This window comes from Micromonospora marincola, from assembly GCF_056150385.1.
On sequence record NZ_JAXCFT010000009.1, the window covers coordinates 56,019 to 74,723 of the forward strand.

Below are 18,705 nucleotides of genomic sequence, written 5' to 3' on the forward strand. Positions count from 1 at the left end.
CCGGCCGCCGACCTCCCACCCAGCGGGACCGTCCCCCTCGGGGACACATGCCCGGACGGTCGCCGTACGCTCTCGGGTATGCGCCATGAGTGGCATCAGCTGAGTCACCCCGCCGTGGGCAGCCCGGGTCTGCAGACCAGCCGCCCGACCGCCGACTCCGCCGAGGACGTGGCCCTCGGCCTCGACCGCTGGCGGGAGCTGCCACGCGCGCAGACCCCGCCCTGGACCGATCCGGCGCAGGTCACCGAGGTGTGCACGGTGCTGGACACGGTGCCGTCGGTGGTCGCGCCCTACGAGGTCGACCAACTGCGGCAGCGGCTGGCCATGGTCTGCGAGGGCAAGGCGTTCCTGCTCCAGGGCGGTGACTGCGCGGAAACCTTCGCCGACAACACCGAGAGCCACCTGCTCGCCAACGCCCGCACCCTGCTCCAGATGGCGATCGTCCTCACCTACGGCGCGTCGCTGCCGGTGGTGAAGGTGGCCCGGGTGGCCGGCCAGTACACCAAACCCCGGTCCCTGCCCACCGACGCGCGCGGCCTGCCCGCCTACCGCGGCGACATGATCAACTCGTTGGAGACCACGCCGGAGGCGCGGATCGCCGATCCGCAACGCATGATCCGGGCGTACGCCAACTCGGCCGCCGCGATGAACATGCTGCGGGCGTACCTGGCCGGCGGGCTGGCCGACCTGCACGCGGTGCACGACTGGAACAAGGACTTCGTCCGGCGGTCCCCGGCCGGTGAGCGCTACGAGGCGATCGCCCGGGAGATCGACCGGGCGCTGGCGCTCATCCGCGCCTGCGGGATGACCGACGACGAGGCGCTGCGGACGGTCACGCTCTACTGCTCCCACGAGGCCCTGGCCCTGGAGTACGACCGGGCGCTGACCCGGATCTCCAACCGCAAGGCGTACGGCCTGTCCGGGCACTTCCTCTGGATCGGCGAGCGGACCCGGCAGCTCGACGGCGCGCACATCGACTTCATCTCCCGGATCGCCAACCCGATCGGCGTCAAGCTCGGCCCCACCACCTCACCGGACGAGGCGATCGAGCTCTGCGAGAAGCTCAACCCGGACAACGTGCCCGGCCGGCTCACCCTGATCAGTCGGATGGGCAACCACCGGGTCCGGGACGCGCTGCCGCCGATCGTCGCCAAGGTCACCGCCGCCGGCGCCAAGGTCGTATGGCAGTGCGACCCGATGCACGGCAACACCCACGAGTCCTCGAACGGCTACAAGACCCGGCACTTCGACCGGATCGTCGACGAGGTGCTCGGCTACTTCGAGGTGCACCGCGGCCTGGAGACCCACCCGGGCGGCCTGCACGTCGAGCTGACCGGCGAGGACGTCACCGAGTGCCTCGGCGGCGCCCAGGGCATCGAGGACCTCGACCTGCCCGACCGGTACGAGACCGCCTGCGACCCGCGACTGAACACCCAGCAGTCGCTGGAGCTGGCCTTCCTGGTTGCGGAGATGTTGCGTGGATAGTGCTGTCGACCTTCGTACGGACACCGTGACCCGGCCGACCGCGGAAATGCGCGAGGCCATGGCCACCGCCGAGGTGGGCGACGACGTCTACGGCGAGGACCCCACAGTCGTCGCGCTCGAAGCCGAGGTGGCCGCCCGGTTCGGGCACGAGGCGGCGCTGTTCGCCCCGAGCGGCTCGATGGCCAACCAGCTCGCCCTCCAACTGCTCGTCCCACCCGGCGACGAACTGCTCTGCGACGCCGACGCGCACGTGGTCACGTACGAGGTCGGCGCCGCCGCCGCGTACTCCGGAATCTCGTCGCGGACCTGGCCGGCGGTGGGCGCGGAGATCGACCCCGACGTGGTCGTCGGGATGATCCGGCCGGACGGCTACTTCGCGGTGCCCACCCGGGCGATCGCGGTGGAGCAGACCCACAACCGGGGCGGCGGCGGGGTGATCCCGCTGTCCACGCTGCGCCGGCTACGCGCGGTCACCGACGAGCACGGGCTCGCCCTGCACTGTGACGGCGCCCGGATCTGGCACGCGCACGTGGCCGACGGGGTGCCGCTCGCCGAGTACGGCGCGTTGTTCGACACGCTCTCGGTCTGCCTCTCCAAGGGCCTGGGCGCGCCGGTCGGCTCGCTCGTGGTGGGCAGCGCCGAGAAGATCGCCCGGGCCCGGTTCCTGCGCAAGCGGATGGGCGGCGGCATGCGGCAGGTCGGCATCCTCGCCGCCGCCGGCCGGTACGCGCTGGCGCACCATGTCGAGCGGCTCGCCGACGACCATGCCAAGGCCGCCCGGCTGGCCGAGGCGGTCGCCCCGCACGGGGTGCTGGCGTCCACGGTGCGGACCAACATCGTGCCGCTGGACCTGACCAAGCATCCGCTCGACGCGCACGCCGTCGCCGCCGCCGCCCGGGCGGAGGGTCTGCTGATCTCGGTGCTCGGCCCGCGTACCGCCCGGCTGGTCACCCACCTGGACGTCACCGACGCCCAGACCGACCGCGCCGCCGAGATCCTCACCAACATCCTGCGCGCCGCCTGACCCCCACCCCACCCGCTCCAGGCTGGGCCGGGCGGGGCCGGGCGGGGCGGGGCCGAGTTGATCATGAAGTTAGCGGCGTGAACTGTCCGATTTGATACCGCCAACCTCATGATCAACCTCGGAGCGGCCGGGGTGGGCTGGGGCGGGGCCGGGCGGGGAGCGGGTCAGGGGTGAAGACGTCTGAGGATGGCGATGTCGGCGGCGTGGCCGGCGTGTTTCTCCGTCGGCGTCTCCACAAGCACCGGGACACCGGCGGTCGCGGGGTGACGCATCAGCTCCGCGAATGCCGGCTCGCCGATGCTGCCCTTGCCGATGCTCTCGTGCCGGTCCCGGGTGGAGCCGCACAGGTCCTTCGAGTCGTTGGCGTGCACCAGCCGTAGCCGGTCGGCGCCCACGGTGGCGACGAGCGTGTCAAGCGTGGCGGTCATGCCACCCTCGGCGGCCAGGTCGTGCCCCGCGGCCCAGGCGTGGCAGGTGTCGAAGCAGACGCCGAGCATGGGGTGCCGGTCGACCGCGTCCAGGTAGGGGCCGAGGTGCTCGACCCGGGACGCCAGCGACCGGCCGCCCCCGGCGCTCGGCTCGACAAGCAGCATCGGCCCGCCGACGGCCGCCGCCTCGTCCAGCAGCGGAAGCAGCGATGCCCGGACCTGCCGGAAAGCCGCCTCCGCGTGCCCCTTGTCGACCGAGCTGCCGGCGTGGAACACCACGCCCTCGGCGCCGATGGCCCGGCCCCGGCGCAGCGCGTGGGCAAGCGTCTCCACCGACCGGGCGACCGTGGCCGGTGTGGGGGAGCCGAGGTTGACCAGCAGCGAGGCGTGGATGAAGACGGGCAGGCCACGTTCGCCGCAGCCGTCGCGGAACAGCGTGTCCTGCGTCGGGTCGCCCGCCGGCAGCGCCCAGCCGCGCGAGTTGGAGACGTAGACCTGCACCGCCTCCGAGCCGGCCGCCTCGGCGTACGGCAGCGCGGCCCGGGCCAGCCCGCCGGAGGTGGGCGTGTGCGAGCCCACCCGGCGGCGGTCGCCGGCCGCATGCGCCCGGGTCATAGGCAGGTCACCGTGACCGTGGTGCCCGGCGGCACCGGAGTGTTCTCGGGCGGGTTCTGGAGCTTGACCACACCGTTCGGGTTGAGCTGGACGTTGACCGGGAAGCCCTGGCTCTCCAGCGTCTGCTTGGCCTGCTGGCACGGCAGGTCGATCACCCGTGGGACGGCGACCTGCGGTGGACCCTTGCTGATCTCCAGCTTGACCTTGGCGCCCTTCTCCACGCCGGTGCCGTCGGCCGGGCTCTGGCCGAGGATCTCGTCCTTCGGCTTGTCGGAGTCCTTGAAGTTCTCCTCCACCTTCAGCCCGCGCTGCCCGAGGATGCTCCGCGCCTCGTTGAGGTTCTTGCCGACCAGGTTGGGCACGGTCACCGGGGCGCGACCCTTGCTGAGGATCAGCGTCACCTTCGACCCGGGCTTGACCACCGTGCCCACCTTCGGGTCGGTGGCCAGCACCACGCCGGCCGGCAACGCGTCGTCGTAGCGGGAGGAGCCCTTGGCCGGCGCCAGCTTCGCGTCGGTCAGCTCGGCCTGGGCCAGCTCGTAGTCCTTGCCCACCACGTCCGGCACCGGCAACCGCTCCGGGCCGAGCGACAGCGTCAGGGTGATGGTGCCGCCCTTGACGATCCGGGCGGCCGATCCGGGCGCCTGCCCGAGCACGGTGTCCTTGGGCACCTTCTCGTCGTAGCGGGGGTCGGCGTAGCGCAGCGTGAACCCGCCGCGCTGGGCCTGCGCCTCCGCGTCGGCCTTGGTCAGGCTCACCAACTGCGGCGCGACCGTGTATCGGCCCACCCCGAACCACCAGCCACCGCCGGCGGCCACCAGGCCGAGCACCACGACCACCGCGGCGACCGCCAGCCGGCCGCGCGGCGAGCCCATGACCCGGGTACGCAGGGCGGCCAGCCGGGCGCCCCGCCCCTCCGGCTCCTCGGCTCGGCGTCGGTGCGGGCGCTGCCCGCCGCCCTCGGGCAGCCGGGCCCAGGCCGGACGTTCGGTCGGGCGGAGCGCGGCCACCACCTGGGTCGGCTGGCTCAGCACCGACGTGTCGTCGCCGATCTGGCGCAGCACCGCCGTGTGCGCGTGCGGGTTACCCAGCTCGTCACGGGCCGCCTGCACCTCGGTCAGCAGCGCCCCGGCGTCGGCCGGCCGGGCCGCCGGATCACGCCGGGTGGCGCGTGCGACGAGCGCGTCGAGGGCCGGCGGCAGCGCCGGGACCAGGGTGGACGGCGCCGGCACGTCGCGGTCGACGTGCTGCCAGGCGACCTCCACCGGCCGGTCGCCGTCGTAGGGCACCCGGCCGGTGAGCATCTCGAACAGCACGATGCCGGCGGAGTAGACGTCGGTGCGCGGGTCCGCGTGGCCCTGGGTGACCAGCTCCGGCGCCACGTACGCCACGGTCGCCATGAGCTGGTTGCCGTTCTCCTCCTCGGCGCTGGCCTCGACGGCGCGGGCCAGCCCGAAGTCGGCCACCTTGACCACGCTGTCGACCAGGTCGCCCCGGCCGCCGGCGGGCGCCTCGGCGACAAGCACGTTCTCCGGCTTGACGTCGCGGTGCACGAGGCCGGCCCGGTGCGCGGCGGCGATCGCGGCGAGCATCTGCTCGGCGATCGCGAGGGCCTCGTCCGGGTCGAGCCGGCGCCGCTCGGCGAGCACGTCGCGCAGCGTGCGACCGCGGACGTATTCCATCACCAGGTAGGGCAGGCCGGCGTGGATGCCCTGGTCGTAGACCGCGACCACGTTCGGGTGGGTGAGCCGGGCGATGGTCTTGGCCTCGTCGGTGAAGCGTTCGACGAAGCCGGCCATCCGGGCCCGCGCCTGGGGCGCCTGGGTCGGATGAATGATCTTGACCGCCACGGTGCGCTCCAGGCGCTCGTCGGTGGCGGTGTACACGGTCGCCATGCCGCCACGGGCCACGCGACCGCGAATGCGGTAGCGCCCGTCGATAAGCGAGCCCAGCAACGTGTCGGCGACCTGTGTGTCCATCGGCAGGCAGTCTATGTGTCGGAGCGGTGAAGGATGAACAGGATGCTACCGCCGGGGTCCGACGCCGGGGGACCGCCACGCTCCCCGGCTGGGTCCGGGGGTGCCGTGCACCAGGTGCGGCGGGCACGTGGCAGGGTGGTCGGGTGACCGATTCCGTACCCGCCGAGGCCGGTGCCGACCTGCCCGGACCGACCGACCCGGCCGGCTGGCTGAGCCTGCCGGACGTGGCCGAGCGCCTCGACCTGTCGATCAGCAAGGTGCACCAGATGATCCGGGACCGCGAGCTGCTCGCGGTGCGCCGCGACGGCGTCCGCCGGATTCCGGCCGACCTGGTGGCCAACCACATCGTGCTCAAGCACCTACCCGGCGTGCTCAACCTGCTCGCCGACGCCGGGTACGACGACGAGGAGGCGTTGCGCTGGCTCTACCGGGAGGACCCGAGCCTGCCCGGCACCCCCGCCGCCGCGCTCGCCGGTGACCTGGCCCGCGAGGTCAAGCGCCGCGCCCAGGCCACCGCCTTCTGACCCACCCCACCCCCGGCCCTTTCGCCCGCTGATTCACGGAAAGCGTGGCCATCGCGCGCGGAATGACCACGCTTTCCGTGAATCAGCGCGGATCTGGGGTGGGGAGGGGGTGAGGGGGGTCAGTCGGTGCGGCGGGTGGCGGCGATGGCCAGGTCGACCAGGGACTGGCGGGCCTCGGTGTCCAGGTCGACGGCGGTCAGCGCGGCCAGGGCGCTCTCGGTGAGTGTGGCGATCCGGCGCTCGGTGCGCTCCAGCGCGCCGCTCGCGGTGATCAGCTCGCGCAGCCGGGTCACCCCGGCGGCGTCCAGGTCCGGTGCGCCGAGACCGCCCAACAGCAGCTCCCGGCCGGTCGGTTCGAGCGTCTCCAGGGCCGCCGCCACCAGGTACGTCCGCTTGCCCTCGCGCAGGTCGTCGCCGGCCGGCTTGCCGGTGCGCTCCGGGTCGCCGAACACGCCAAGCACGTCGTCGCGGAGCTGGAACGCCTCACCCAGCGGCAGCCCGTACGCCGAGTAGGCCGCGTGCACCTCGGCCGGGGCGCCGGCCAGCGCGGCGCCAAGCAGCAGCGGACGCTCGACGGTGTATTTCGCCGACTTGTACCGGGCCACCTTGCCGGCCCGGTCGAGCGAGGTGTCGCCGGTGGCCTGGGTCAGCACGTCCAGGTACTGCCCGACGGTCACCTCGGTGCGCATCTCGTCGAAGACCGGCCGGGCCCGCGCCACCGTCGCCGGGGACAGACCGGCGGAGTGCAGCAACTCGTCGGACCACACCAGGCAGAGGTCGCCCAGCAGGATCGCGGCGGCGTCGCCGAAGGAGCCGGCGTTGCCGCCCCACCCGGCGTCACGGTGCCGGGCGGCGAACCGCCGGTGCACCGAAGGCTCGCCCCGCCGGGTGTCCGAGCGGTCCATCAGGTCGTCGTGGATCAACGCGCTGGCCTGCACGAACTCCAACGCGGCGAGGGTGGCGACGACCTGGTCGGAGTCGATCCCGCCGGCACCCCGGTAACCCCAGTAGCCGAAGGCCGGACGCAGCCGCTTGCCGCCACCCAGCACGAACGCCTCGATCGCCTCGGCGACCGGCAGCAGGCCGTCGTCGACGGCGGCCAGCCAGGCGCGCTTGCCGGCGAGGAACTCGGTGAGCGCCTTGTCGATCCGCTGGCGCAGGCCGGCGCGGTCGACGGGGGACACGGGAGCAGCGTGGGTCACGCCACGACGCTAGCCGGTTCCGGCCGGACCCGCCCCGCCGCCGCCCCGGCGCGCCGGCCGCCCGCGACGGAGCCGACGGCTGCGCGCGGTGGCCTCGGCGATCAGCTCGACCGGCGCCCCGAGGACACGCGCCAGCCAGCGGGACCAGAAGTCGCCGGGGAGCCGGAGCTGCCGCTCCCACCGGGATATCTCGTGCCGGGTGAGGGTGGGCACGCCGGAGGCGGCGCACAACTCGGCGGCGACCCGCTGCTGGCTCCAGCCACGGGCGGACCGCAACTCGGCCAGGAGCGGTCCGAGCGGACGGGCGACGGAAGGCGGGGACGACATCATCGGGACCTCCGGGGCGGGGACGCGGGCGGTGACGCCCGGCCGTGCGCGCCGGCGCGTCGCTGTCGTGGCGACCCCCGCGCGGGCCCCCGGGCCGGCCGCCGGCCACCCCACCGCGCTGTCCTCGTTTCTACCCCCGGGGTACGACGTTCCGGCCGTACCGTTCGCGGACTGGGAAGATCCCGGCCCGCCGGCCCGGTCCGGCTACAGTCGGTCCGTGGCGCTCGGTCTTCCCTCGGTCCTCCCCAACCCGCAGCCGGCGATCGGGGAGTTGATCCGTGACGGCCGCCCGACCTTCTCGTTCGAGTTCTTCCCGCCGAAGACCGCCGCCGGGGAGAAGCTGCTCTGGCAGGCGATCCGGGAGCTGGAGTCGCTGCTTCCGTCGTTCGTCTCGATCACGTACGGCGCGGGCGGCTCGACCCGGGACACCACTGTCGCGGTGACCGAGCGGATCGCCACCGAGACCACCCTGCTGCCGATGGCGCACCTCACCGCGGTCAACCACTCGGTCGCCGAGCTGCGGCATGTGATCGGCCGGCTGGCCTCGGTTGGGGTGCGTAACGTGCTTGCCGTGCGGGGCGACCCGCCAGGTGACCCGGGCGGCGAGTGGATCACGCATCCCGAGGGCGTCCGGTACGCCGAGGACCTGGTCCGGCTGGTGCGCGACAGCGGCGACTTCAGCGTCGGGGTGGCCGCCTTCCCGTACAAGCACCCGCGCTCGCCGGACGTGGCGAGCGACACCGCACACTTCGTCCGCAAGTGCCGGGCCGGCGCCGAGTTCGCGATCACCCAGATGTTCTTCGACGCCGACGACTACCTGCGGCTGCGGGACCGGGTCGCCGCCGCCGGCTGCGACACCCCGATCCTCGCCGGGGTGATGCCGGTGACCCAGATCGGCACCATCGCGCGCTCGGTGCAGCTCTCCGGCGCGCCGTTCCCGACCGCGCTCGCCGAGCGGTTCGAGCGGGTGGCCGACGACCCCGGGGCGGTCCACCGGCTCGGCGTCGAGCAGGCCGGCGAGATGTGCGCGAAGCTGCTTGACGAGGGCGTGCCCGGGATCCACTTCATCACGCTCAACCGGTCCACCGCGACGCGCGAGGTGTGGCAGCTCCTGCGGGCCGACGCGCGGGTGTGACCACCCGCCACGCGACACCCGCGTCGCCCTTCTACGGTTGACCGGTGGTGGGCACACAGCTGAACTGGGACCAGTACGCGACCGCGTGGGCGCGGCTGCACGGTGGGTTCGATCCCCGTAGCGCCGCGCCTGTGGTACGCGCCTGGCTGCGCTTCGCGTACCACGTGGGTTTCGTCCTGGGCCGGCTGCGGGTCGGCCCGACCGCGGTGACCGTGGTCGGGGTGGTGCTCTGCTTCTGCGTACCCCTGCTTGTGGGCCGGGCCGGCGACGGACCGTTCCTGGGTGCGTTGTTCGTGCTGCTGGCCGCCGTGGCGGACAGCGTCGACGGCGCGGTGGCGGTGGCCACCGCACGGACCACCCGGCTGGGCTACGTCTACGACTCGGTCGCCGACCGGCTCGGCGAGGTGGCCTGGCTGATCGCGTTCTGGCTGCTCGGCGCGCCCGGCGCGTTGGTCGCCGCGGCCGGCGGCCTGTCCTGGTTGCACGAGTACGTGCGGGCCCGGTCCGTGTCGGCGGGGATGCGGGAGATCGGCGCGGTGACCGTGGGGGAGCGGCCCACCCGGGTCTGTGTGGCCCTGGTCGGGCTGCTTGTCGCCGGGCTCACCGGGCTGATCGACGTCGACCTGACCGCAGGCACCGTCACCATGGCCACCACGGTGTGGGTGCTGCTCGCCGGCTTCGGCCTCGGCCAGTTGCTCTCCGCGGTCCGGCGCGCCCTCGTCGACGCCGGCTGACCGGCCCGGCGGGTGTTAAGCGGGGGCCCCGCCTCTACCGAAAACGTTAAGCGGGGGCCCCGCCTTACCACCCGGGTCCGATGGCGTCGGCGACTATCTCCGCGGAGAGGGTCACCATCGGGAGCCCGCCGCCCGGATGCGTGGAGCCGCCGACCAGCCACAGCCCGGCCACCGGGCCCCGGTTGGCCGGACGCAGCAGCCCGCCCGCGGTGCCGTAGATCGCCCCGCCCGGCGCGCCGGTGGCCGCGTCCAGGTCGGCCGGGGTGCGGGTCTCCGAGAACACCAGCCGGTCCCGCACGTCCACCCCCCGCTCGGCCAGCACGTCGAGGATCCGGTCCGCGTACGCCTGGGCCAGCCCCGGCCGCCGCCAGTCCACCGCGTCCGGGGCGGTGCCGTGCCGGGGCGCGTTGACGAGCACGAACCACGCCTCGTGCCCGTCCGGCCGGACCGCCGGGTCGTCGGCCACGGTGACGAACACGGTCGGGTCGGACGGCGGGCGGGCCCGCACGCCGCGACCGGGGTCGCCGAAGACGGCGTCGAACTCGGCGTCGTAGTCGCGGGGGAAGAAGACGTTGTGGTGGGCCAGCCCGGAGTCGCCGCGCACGCCCAGCAGCAGCACGAAACCGGCCAGGCTGCGATCGGTGAGCGCGGCCAGCCGGCGCGGGTTCGGCAGCAGGTCCCGGTAGACGGTGAGCGCGTCGGTGTTGGCGACCACCACGTCGGCCGGGACCGGCGCGGCCGACCCGGCGACGCGTACCCCGTGCACCCGGCCGCCGGCGGCGTCGATCCGGGTGACCGCCGCGTCGGTGCGCACCACCACCCCGAGGTCGAGGCAGCGCGACAGCAGCGCGTCGGCGAGCGTGCCCAGCCCGCCGCGCAGGTACCAGCCGCCGTACGCCAGCTCGGCGTAGGGGACGGCGACGAGCGCGGCCGGGGCGCGGCGCGGGTCGGCGCCGGCGTAGGTGGCGTACCTGTCGAGCAGCATCCGCAGCCGCCTGTCGGACAGGTGCCTGCGGCCCAGCCCGCGCAGCGTGCGGCCGGGGGCGATGGCGGCGAGGTCGCCCAGCCGCCAGGCGAGCGCGGCCAGGTCGCGCGGCGAGTCCACGGCGCGGCGCAGGATGTCCCGGTGCGACGCCGTCCACACCCGCTCCGCGCGGCGCCACAGCCGCTGCCAGTCGGCGGCGGACCGGTCGCCGAACGCGGCGCCGATCCGGGCGGCGAACTCGTCCGGGTCGGCGCAGGAGTCAAGCGCGGGGCCGCCGCCGGGGAAGACGTGCCGCACGATCGGGTCCAACGGCACCAGGTCGAGGTATTCGTCCAGTTTCGCCCCGGTGGCCTCGAACAGGTCGTGGAAGACCTGCGGCAGGGTGAGCAGGCTCGGCCCGGTGTCGAAGCGCCACGACCCCTCGGGGGTGTGGTGCGCGTACCGGCCGAGCTTGCCGCCGACCGTGCCGGCCCGTTCCAGGACGGTGACCTCGTGTCCGGTGACCGCGAGCCGGGCGGCGACGGCGAGGCCGCCCACGCCGGCGCCGATGACCACGATGCGCGCCATGGCGTGCCCCTCCTAGGTGACCGGGCGACCCCGCCAGGTGAGCCGGCGTCGCTTCCGCAGATGGTACGACCGGACGGTCAGCCAACCGAGGACCACGACCGACACGGGGTGCGCCAGCGCGTCGGGCCAGGCCCGCCCGCCGGTGGCGCGGGCGCTTACCACCCGTCCGGCCACGCCCGCCAGGTAGGCGCCGAACGCCGCGCCGGCCACCGCCGGCGCGCCTGCCACAAGCGCTGCCACGGCCAGCAGCGGCGGGGCCGTGTAGAGCAGGAGCAGCAGCGCCAGCACGGCAGCCGCGGCGGTCGGGTGCCCGAACGAGGCCCACAGCGACTTGGTGTAGCCGTCGCGCAGTTGCGGCCAGTCGTCGTACATCCGGCAGGACGCCAGATGGGAGCCGTCGGCCAGGGCGATCCGGCCGCCGGCCCGCTTCACCGCCCGGGCCAGCTCGATGTCCTCAAGCACCTTGTCGGCCACCGCCGCGTGCCCGCCGGCCCGCAGGTAGCCGGCCCGGTCCACGACCAGGAACTGCCCGCCCGCCGCCGCGAGGGACGGCCGCCGCGAGCGTTCCATCGCCCGCAGCGGCAGGAACGTCAGCCACAACCACTGCAACAGCGGCTGCACCAGCCGGTCGGCCGCCGTCCGCACCACGATCCGGGGGTACGGCGACAGCAGCGTCGCGTCCGCCGCGCGCAGCTCGGTCACCGCCGCCGCGACCGCGTACGGGGTGAGCACCACGTCGGCGTCGACGAAGGCCAGCACGGTCGGGGCCGGATCGGTGCGGGTGGCGAGCTGCCAGCAGGCGTGCGGCTTGCCCAGCCAGCCGGATGGCGGGGCGACGCCGGTGAGCAGCGTGACCCGCGGGTCGGCGCCGGCCACCGCGCGGACCACCTCGGCGGTGGCGTCGCCCGAGCCGTCGTCGAGCACCACGATCCGTAACCCGGGCACGCCGCGCTGGGCGAGCAGCGCGCGCAGGCACGGGGTGACCCGGTCGGCCTCGTCACGCAGCGGCAGCAGCACCGCCACCGCCTCGGTGACCCCGGTCGGGCCGGCGGCGGGGCGGCGCAGCCAGGCGACCGCGTTGACGAGCGTGTGCAAGGTGAGCGCGGCGACGGCCACCACGAGCGCGAGGGCGGCGGTCATGCCGGCGCGTCGACCCGCGGCGGGGGAGCGTCGGCGTCGGCGCGGTCCCGGCGACCGCGCCACAGCACCACCGCGAGCGGCACCGCGGCCACCGCCATCCCGGCCGCGCCCCACAACGCGGACGCGGGCAGCCGGAGGAAGACCGCGTGCGCCAGCACGCTTGAGGCGTACGTCCAGAGGTAGAGCGCGAACATCGGCGCGTCCCGGCGGTCGACCCGGTCGACGGACGGCCCGGCGAGCGGGCGCAGCGCGGCGGCCAGCAGCACCGCGAAGCCCAGCCACCCGAGGTAGTTGCTGACCGGGATGCCGGGCAGCCCGGGCAGCGCCGGCGTGGCGTCCCGCCAGGTCCAGTACCCCTCCGCCACCATCTGCGGATCGAGGAACAGATCCCACGCCGCCAACCCCACCGCCGCGAGCGCAAGGCGGGGGCCCCGCTTAACGCTTTTGGTAGAGGCGGGGCCCCCGCTTAACACCTGGGTGATCCGGACCGCGGTGAGCCACGCCGGCCAGGCCATCCACGTCCACGCCAGCGGGATGATCAGCGGCACGCCGGCCAGCTTCGGGCCCAGCTCGCCGGAGTAGTCGTAGCTGCCGAACGGGAACCCGGTGGCCACGCCGAGCGCCTCGACCGCGAACCCGCCGCCGGTGGCGACCGCGACGAGCGCGGCGGCGGCCCGGGCGCCGCGGGTGAGCAGCGCGTGGCCGACCGAGAGCAGCCAGCCGAGCAGCACGGTGGCCACGGTCAGCCCGGCCCGGGTCGCGCCGCCGGTGAGCGGATAGCAGATCTGGGTGAGGACCAGCACCGCCAGCAGCGCCCAGGGCAGCCGGGCGTTCCTCATGTCCCGTCCGGCACGGGCAGCGGCAGGTCCCGGCCGAGCACGCCGAACGGCCGCTCGTCACCGGGGAAGTGGAAGTGGCGCAGGACGTCGACGAAGCCGAACCGGCGGTAGAGCCGCCAGGCCCGCGACGCCTGCTCGTCCGCCTCCGGGGTGGAGAGCAACGTGGTGTCGCCCTCGGCCATGGTGAGCAGCGCCCGGAGCTGGCGCGCGCCCAGGCCGTGCCCCTGCGCCGGCGGCCGGACGTGCAGCTCGACCACCTCGAACGGGTGGCCCAGCCAGCGCTGCCGGGCCTCCGCCTTCAACGCCCGGTGCACCTGGTCGTGCCACCACTGGCCGGTGGCGCCGAGATAGCCGTACCCGAAGCCGGCCAGGTGCCCCTCCGTGGTGAGGCTGGCGACGGCGCGGAACCCGGGCCGCCGGACGTGGGTGGCGATGTAGCCGCGCCGGGCCTCCAGCAGGTCGGCGCGGTAGCCCATCGCCTCGCCGTAGACGGCGACCACGTCGTCCAGCCGCCGGACCAGGTCGTCCGGCGTCCAGCGCACCAGCCTCATGCGTTCCCTCTCGCCGAGTCGGGGTCGCCCTCGGCGGCGACCCAGCCGAGCACCGTACGGTCGCCGACCACGTCGCCCACCGCGAACCGCGCGAACAGTTCCTCCGCGTACCAGCCCTCGGTGGGGGTGCGGGTGATCGCGGCGCGGTGCTCGGGGGAACGGTACGCGAACGCGACCAGGTCCGTCGGATCACGCCACACGCTCACCGTGCCCTGCCAGCCCAGCGGCGCCTCGCCGACACCCAGTCGGGCGAGCAGGCCGGGCGCGGCGTGCAGCTCGGCGGCGACCGGCGGGATCGCCCGCCAGAACGTGGCCGCCCGGCGGGGCCGCAGCCGGGCCCGGGTCAGCGCCAGCACCGGCCCGGTGACCCGCCCGCCGGTCGGCGTGCCGAACGGCTCGTGCCCGGACCACCGGCCCCGGCTGCTCAGCGGGCGCAGGTCCAGCCGGACGGCGGCGCGGGCGATCCGGGCCCAGGAGCGGGCGACCGGGGAGGCGTCGAAGCCGGCCGCCGCGGCGGGCGAGTCCCAGACCACGAGCGCGGCCCACCGGGTCAGGTCGGCGTCGCCCGGCCCGAAGCCGGTGCCGGTCCCGGTGCCGAGCAGCTTGGCGAAGCGGACGCCGGGCACCCGGCGCAGCCGCGCCGGGTGGGTCGCCATCCGGGCCAGCGCCCCGGGCAGGCACCGGCGGGGTACGCGCCACACGTGCAGCGTGACCAGGTCGGGGTTCACGCCACCTCGGCCGGGGCGCCGCCGGTGATCCGCAGCAGTTCCGCGTACGTGGTGGGGAACACCGCCTGCGGTACGCCACCGGCCGCCCACAATTCGTCGTACCCGGCGAGGGCGGTGTCGACCACGGTGCGCAACGGCCCGGGGTGGCCGACCGGCGCGACCCCGCCGATCACCTGCCCGGTGTGCCGTTTGACGAATTCCGGGCTGGCCCGGCGCAGGTGGGTCACGCCAAGCGTGGCGGCCAGGCCGGCGGTGTCCACCCGGTGCGCGCCGGAGGTGAGCACCAGCAGTGGCGCGTCATCGGCGTCGAAGACAAGCGAGTTGGCGATGGCGCCGACGTCGACGCCGAGCGCCCCGGCCGCCGCGGCGGCGGTGTGCACCGCCTCCGGCAGCAGACGAACGACGCTGGCCCGGCCGGACCCGTCGAGCGCCTCCGCCCCGTCGAGCGCCAGTTGCACCGCCCGCACATTCGGATGTGGCTGCATACCCCCATTCTCCCCCCACCCCTCTCCCGCCCCACCCGCCCCCACCCCGGCCCGGTGATCATGAAGTTGACGGCGATGTGGATCTCTGTCGGGGCCGTCAACTTCATGATCACCCCCTCGTCGGTCGGGTGGTGATCAGGGCTTCGATGCCGTCGAGGATGCGGGTCAGGCCGAAGTTCAGGGTGGAGTCGGGGGAGAGGGCGGCGGGGGTGGGGGAGTGGGTGTCGGGGGGATCGGTCAGGGCGGCGGCCAGGGCGGGGAAGCGGGTCTCGCGTCCGCGTACCAGCGCGCCGAACGCCGCCTCCCGGCCGGAGTCGGGTGGCAGGCCGGCCAGGTTGCGGGCGTGCCCGACCAGCAGCGTCGCCACGTCGAGCCGCTCGTGGGCGGTGAGCCCGGTGCCGGCGAGCACGGCTACGACGCGTTCCACCCAGGACAGCTCGTTCGGCCCGGGCAGCCGGGCGCCGACGGCCGCCGCCTGGGCCCAGGGATGCCGGCGGAACCGCTCGACCAGCCGCCGGGTCCAGTCGTCGAGCTGCGCGCGCCACCCGTCGCCGGCCGGCGACGGGATGCCGGGTGCGGCTCGCCCGGCATCGTGTCCGGCCGTCGCGACCGAGTGGGCGCCGGACGCGGCTCGTCCGGCCTCCGTGCCCGAGCCGGCGTCGACCGGTGGCGGGGGTGGCTCGCCCAGCGCCGCGTCAAGCATCAGGGCGACCAGCTCCGCCCGGCCCGGCACGTAGCGGTAGAGCGCCATCTTGGTGACGCCCAGCCCCTCGGCGACCCGCTGCATGGTCAGCCCGTCGAGCCCTTCGGCGTCGGCGACGACGATGCCGGCGCGGGCCACGGCGGCCGGCGACAGGGTGGGGCGCGGTCCACGCCGAGGCCCGGCCGGCGTACCCCAGAGCAGCTCGAACAGCCGCTTCTTGTCCACCTCGCCGGCCCGCACGGTCGCCCTCCCCGCCGGCGGCACCGGGTCCGCCCGCTAGCGGAGAAGATACGGCCTGTGGGAGCGGGCGCCGGGCCAGCCCGGGGTGGTCCGGACCCGGCCGTCGGCGGTCACCAGCAGGGCCGCGTACCCGTCCAGGGTGGCCAGCCAGTCCGGCGCGTCCGCGCCGCGGGCGACGGCCGCGGTCGCGTACACGTCGGTCCAGAGCAGATCCGGGCCGACCACGGTGACCGACCGGACGGCCTCGGCCGGCCGACCCGCGCGCGGGTCGGTGATGTGCGCGCCGCGCCGCGCGGTGCCGGAGGTGGCGACCGCGCCGCCGGTCCGCTCGACCACGTCGAGCATCCGCTCCGGCCGGTCCGGGTCCTCGATCCCGACCCGCCAGGCCGGGCGGTCCGGCGCGGCCCGCAGCAGCACGTCCCCGCCCGCGTTCAGGCACAGGTCGTGGCCGTCCAGGTCGGTCAGGTGCCGGGCGGCCCGTTCCACCGCCCAGCCCTTGACCAGGCCGGACGGGTCGAATCCGAGGCCACCGAGCGGCAGCGGCAGCCGGCGGGCGTCGAACCATCCGCCGGTACGCGCGCGGGCCGTCTCGCAGAGCCCGGCCACCTCGCGCACCAGCGGGTCGGCGGTGGCCGCCGGGCCGGGTGGCGCGCCCCGGAGGCGGCCCAGCACGCTGTCCGGCCGGTACGTGCTGAACACCGCGTCGGCGGCGCGCAGCTCGGCGAAGACCCGCGCCACCCGCTCCTCGACCGCCCGCGTACGCACCCGTGGGCCGCGCAGGTGCACGCTTACCGGCAGCCCCATCACCTGCTCCACCCAGGCCCGCCGGTCGCTCACCTGAGGTGCGCCGCGTCGATGGCGGACTGGAGCGACTCCCGGTAGCCGTCGCTGGTGACGGTGGCACCGGAGACGCTGTCGATCCGGGCGCTCTGCGCGGCCAGGGCCTCCTGCCGCAGGATCGGCACCGCGTAGTCGTTGATCTCCTGGTCCCGCCGGTTGCCGTCGGGCACCCGGACGGCCGTCACGTCGGTGATCTTCCCGCCGGATACGGTGATCCGCACCTGCACCGGCCCCCACCGGGTCTGCGCCACCGACCCGGTCGCCGTGCCGCTCGCGCCGCCGCCGGTGCTACCGCCGTCGTCGGACCCGGTGCCGCCGCCGGTGCTGCCGCCGTCGTCGGACCCGGTGCCGCCGTCGGACGGGTCGGTGCCGCCGTCCGTGCCGCTCCACGAGCTGCCGCCCGGGTCGCCGCCGGTGGCGACCGCGCTTGTCTCCCCGCCCGCGCCCATGGTGCTGGTCCGGTAGCTGAACAGCAGCACCAGCACGGTCACGGTGGACAGCAACCAGATGGTGATCCGGCGCACGGATCCTCCCTTCGCGCCCGTCACCAGGCGAAGCGTTCGTGATGGACGTGCGCGTCGGGCACCCCGGCCGCGCGGGTCGCGGCGCGGACGGCGTCGACCCAGCCGTCCGGTCCGCAGAGGAAGACGTCGTGTCCGGCCACGCCGGGGGAGAGCCGGCGCAGCGCCTCGGCGTCGGTCAGCCCGTCGGCGTACGCGGGCAGCCAGGACGGCCGCGCCGCCCGCGGGCCGACCAGGTGGTGCACGACCAGCCCGCGCTCGGCGACCAACCGGTCCAACTCGGCGGAGAAGGCCAGGTCCTCGCCGGTACGCGCGCGGTAGGCGAGCACCGCCTGGCCGGGCGCGTACGGCAGCTCCCAGAGCAGCGCCAGCAGCGGGGTGAGGCCGACGCCGCAGGCCAGCATGGTGAGCCCGCCGCCGCGCCAGTGCTGCCCGGTGAGCCGCCCGTACGGCCCTTCGATCAGCACCCGGGTGCCGGGGCGCAGGGCGGCCACCCGGGCGCTGTCGTCGCCCAGGTCCTTGACGGTGATCCGCATCAGGTCCCCGTGCGGCGGCGCGGACAGCGAGTACGGGTGGGCGCGGGACCAGCCGGGTCCGTCCAGGAACCGCCAGAGCAGGAACTGCCCGGCGCGTACCGGCAGCCGGTGCAGGTCCCGCCCGCGCAACCAGACCGAGGTGATCCCGGGCGCCTCGGGCACCACCGCGGCCACCTCGATCCGGTGCCGCAGCGAGCGCCACACCGGCACGCCGAGCCGCCAGATCAGCACGCTTGCGAGCGCCAGCAGGTAGACCGTCCACCAGTAGGCGCGGGCGAGCGGCGAGGCGAGGAAGTCGGCGCCGGTCCAGAGCTGGTGCGGCAGCGCCAGCGCGACGCCCAGGTAGGCGTAGAGGTGCAGCAGGTGCCAGGACTCGTAGCGCAGCCGCCGCCGGGCCGCGCGGACCGAGGTCACCACCACCAGCGCCAGCAGGGCCAGCGCCGCGGTGGCCAGCAGCATCCCGGGGTACGTGACGATCAGGTCCCAGGTCTCGGCGAGCACCCCCTGGCGGGCGGCGCCGGCGTACCCGAGGACGGTCAGCAGCACGTGCGCCAGGAGCAGGTGGAACGAGGTGAAGCCGGCGAGCCGGTGCCAGCGGGCGATCCGGTCCTGGCCGAAGCGACGCTCGAACAGCGGCACCCGGGCCATCAGCACCACCTGGACCAGCATCAGGTCGGCGCTCACCAGACCGGCGAGCCGGCCGAGCGAGGTGAGCCCGGTGGCCGCGCCGGCCAGCAGCTCCTGCACCCCGCGGTCGGCGGTCCACAGGGCGGTGACGACCAGCAGGCTGAGCACCGCGAGGCCGCCGGCGACGTCGGCCCACCAGGCGGGAGCGGCCGGCGGGACGCGGCGTACGGCCCGTGGGCCGGCCACGCCGGCGGTCACCGGAAGATCCTTTCGGTACGGCGGACGCTCATGGGGTAAACGGTGAGCCGGTGAGTTCTGGTTCTCCTTTGCCGGGGCTGTGCCCCGGCTGGGAATCGCGCCGCCCACCCGGGGTGTCTCCGGTGCGTCACACGTTGCGTTTTTGTCGGCGGGGAGGTGTACTGTCAGGGCAGTTAGAACGAGTGTTCGATTCGGTCGCGGTTGATCCAGTCCCCGCCCGATCGGGTCGCAC

The 18,705-nt window shown here is 75.0% G+C and carries 19 protein-coding genes; 5 read left to right on the plus strand and 14 right to left on the minus strand.

The window, feature by feature from the left end:
- Positions 1-78: 78 nt before the first annotated feature.
- On the plus strand, positions 79-1,485 hold the full coding sequence (locus SM450_RS19695; RefSeq protein WP_474621207.1) for a class II 3-deoxy-7-phosphoheptulonate synthase: 1,407 nt from the start codon (positions 79-81) through the stop codon (positions 1,483-1,485).
- Positions 1,478-2,509 carry a threonine aldolase family protein gene (locus SM450_RS19700; protein WP_474621208.1) on the plus strand — a complete coding sequence of 344 codons (1,032 nt, stop codon included), beginning with the start codon at positions 1,478-1,480 and terminating at the stop codon, positions 2,507-2,509. The genes SM450_RS19695 and SM450_RS19700 overlap by 8 nt, the downstream gene beginning before the upstream one ends.
- Before the next feature lie 164 nt (positions 2,510-2,673).
- On the opposite strand, the gene SM450_RS19705 is transcribed toward SM450_RS19700, so the two are convergent.
- Both SM450_RS19705 and pknB read right to left on the minus strand, forming a co-directional pair.
- A complete protein-coding gene (locus tag SM450_RS19705) occupies positions 2,674-3,552 on the minus strand; it encodes a deoxyribonuclease IV (protein WP_474621209.1) in 879 nt (292 codons plus the stop codon).
- Positions 3,549-5,531 (minus strand): Stk1 family PASTA domain-containing Ser/Thr kinase, encoded by a 1,983-nt coding sequence (pknB, locus tag SM450_RS19710; RefSeq protein WP_474621210.1) that lies wholly within the window; start codon positions 5,529-5,531, stop codon positions 3,549-3,551. Before pknB ends, SM450_RS19705 begins: the two co-directional genes overlap by 4 nt.
- A gap of 143 nt (positions 5,532-5,674) precedes the next feature.
- Here pknB and SM450_RS19715 point away from each other — a divergent pair, with 143 nt between their 5' ends.
- A complete protein-coding gene (locus SM450_RS19715) occupies positions 5,675-6,055 on the plus strand; it encodes an Rv2175c family DNA-binding protein (protein ID WP_474621211.1) in 381 nt (126 codons plus the stop codon).
- A gap of 119 nt (positions 6,056-6,174) precedes the next feature.
- On the opposite strand, the gene SM450_RS19720 is transcribed toward SM450_RS19715, so the two are convergent.
- Positions 6,175-7,257: a polyprenyl synthetase family protein gene (locus tag SM450_RS19720; RefSeq protein WP_474621212.1), complete on the minus strand. Its 1,083-nt coding sequence runs from the start codon at positions 7,255-7,257 to the stop codon at positions 6,175-6,177.
- A gap of 9 nt (positions 7,258-7,266) precedes the next feature.
- A complete protein-coding gene (locus tag SM450_RS19725; RefSeq protein ID WP_474621213.1) occupies positions 7,267-7,584 on the minus strand; it encodes a hypothetical protein in 318 nt (105 codons plus the stop codon).
- A gap of 217 nt (positions 7,585-7,801) precedes the next feature.
- On the opposite strand from SM450_RS19725, the gene metF reads away from it, so the two are divergent.
- A complete protein-coding gene (gene metF, locus SM450_RS19730) occupies positions 7,802-8,719 on the plus strand; it encodes a methylenetetrahydrofolate reductase [NAD(P)H] (protein WP_474621214.1) in 918 nt (305 codons plus the stop codon).
- Positions 8,720-8,763: 44 nt separating this feature from the next.
- Positions 8,764-9,453 (plus strand): CDP-alcohol phosphatidyltransferase family protein, encoded by a 690-nt coding sequence (locus SM450_RS19735; RefSeq protein WP_474621215.1) that lies wholly within the window; start codon positions 8,764-8,766, stop codon positions 9,451-9,453.
- A gap of 64 nt (positions 9,454-9,517) precedes the next feature.
- Here the strand turns inward: SM450_RS19735 and SM450_RS19740 are convergent, their stop codons facing one another.
- The 10 genes from SM450_RS19740 to SM450_RS19785 all read right to left on the minus strand — a co-directional run bounded on the left by SM450_RS19740 (position 9,518) and on the right by SM450_RS19785 (position 18,473).
- Positions 9,518-11,005, minus strand: a complete 1,488-nt coding sequence (locus SM450_RS19740) for a phytoene desaturase family protein (protein ID WP_474621216.1) — start codon at positions 11,003-11,005, stop codon at positions 9,518-9,520.
- A gap of 12 nt (positions 11,006-11,017) precedes the next feature.
- Positions 11,018-12,145 carry a glycosyltransferase family 2 protein gene (locus SM450_RS19745; protein ID WP_474621217.1) on the minus strand — a complete coding sequence of 376 codons (1,128 nt, stop codon included), beginning with the start codon at positions 12,143-12,145 and terminating at the stop codon, positions 11,018-11,020.
- Entirely contained in the window at positions 12,142-12,984 is an 843-nt protein-coding gene (locus SM450_RS19750; protein ID WP_474621218.1) for a carotenoid biosynthesis protein, read from the minus strand. The genes SM450_RS19745 and SM450_RS19750 overlap by 4 nt, the downstream gene beginning before the upstream one ends.
- Positions 12,981-13,535, minus strand: coding sequence for a GNAT family N-acetyltransferase (locus SM450_RS19755; protein ID WP_474621219.1), 555 nt, complete (start codon positions 13,533-13,535; stop codon positions 12,981-12,983). The genes SM450_RS19750 and SM450_RS19755 overlap by 4 nt, the downstream gene beginning before the upstream one ends.
- Positions 13,532-14,263, minus strand: coding sequence for a monooxygenase (locus SM450_RS19760; protein WP_474621220.1), 732 nt, complete (start codon positions 14,261-14,263; stop codon positions 13,532-13,534). The genes SM450_RS19755 and SM450_RS19760 overlap by 4 nt, the downstream gene beginning before the upstream one ends.
- Positions 14,260-14,748 (minus strand): YbaK/EbsC family protein, encoded by a 489-nt coding sequence (locus tag SM450_RS19765; RefSeq protein ID WP_474621221.1) that lies wholly within the window; start codon positions 14,746-14,748, stop codon positions 14,260-14,262. The genes SM450_RS19760 and SM450_RS19765 overlap by 4 nt, the downstream gene beginning before the upstream one ends.
- Positions 14,749-14,857: 109 nt before the next feature.
- Positions 14,858-15,691, minus strand: a complete 834-nt coding sequence (locus SM450_RS19770) for a TetR/AcrR family transcriptional regulator (RefSeq protein ID WP_474621222.1) — start codon at positions 15,689-15,691, stop codon at positions 14,858-14,860.
- A gap of 36 nt (positions 15,692-15,727) precedes the next feature.
- Positions 15,728-16,528, minus strand: a complete 801-nt coding sequence (locus tag SM450_RS19775; RefSeq protein WP_474621223.1) for an FAD:protein FMN transferase — start codon at positions 16,526-16,528, stop codon at positions 15,728-15,730.
- Positions 16,525-17,055, minus strand: a complete 531-nt coding sequence (locus tag SM450_RS19780) for an FMN-binding protein (protein WP_474621224.1) — start codon at positions 17,053-17,055, stop codon at positions 16,525-16,527. Before SM450_RS19780 ends, SM450_RS19775 begins: the two co-directional genes overlap by 4 nt.
- A 20-nt stretch (positions 17,056-17,075) precedes the next feature.
- On the minus strand, positions 17,076-18,473 hold the full coding sequence (locus SM450_RS19785) for a ferredoxin reductase family protein (protein ID WP_474621225.1): 1,398 nt from the start codon (positions 18,471-18,473) through the stop codon (positions 17,076-17,078).
- Positions 18,474-18,705: the final 232 nt, after the last annotated feature.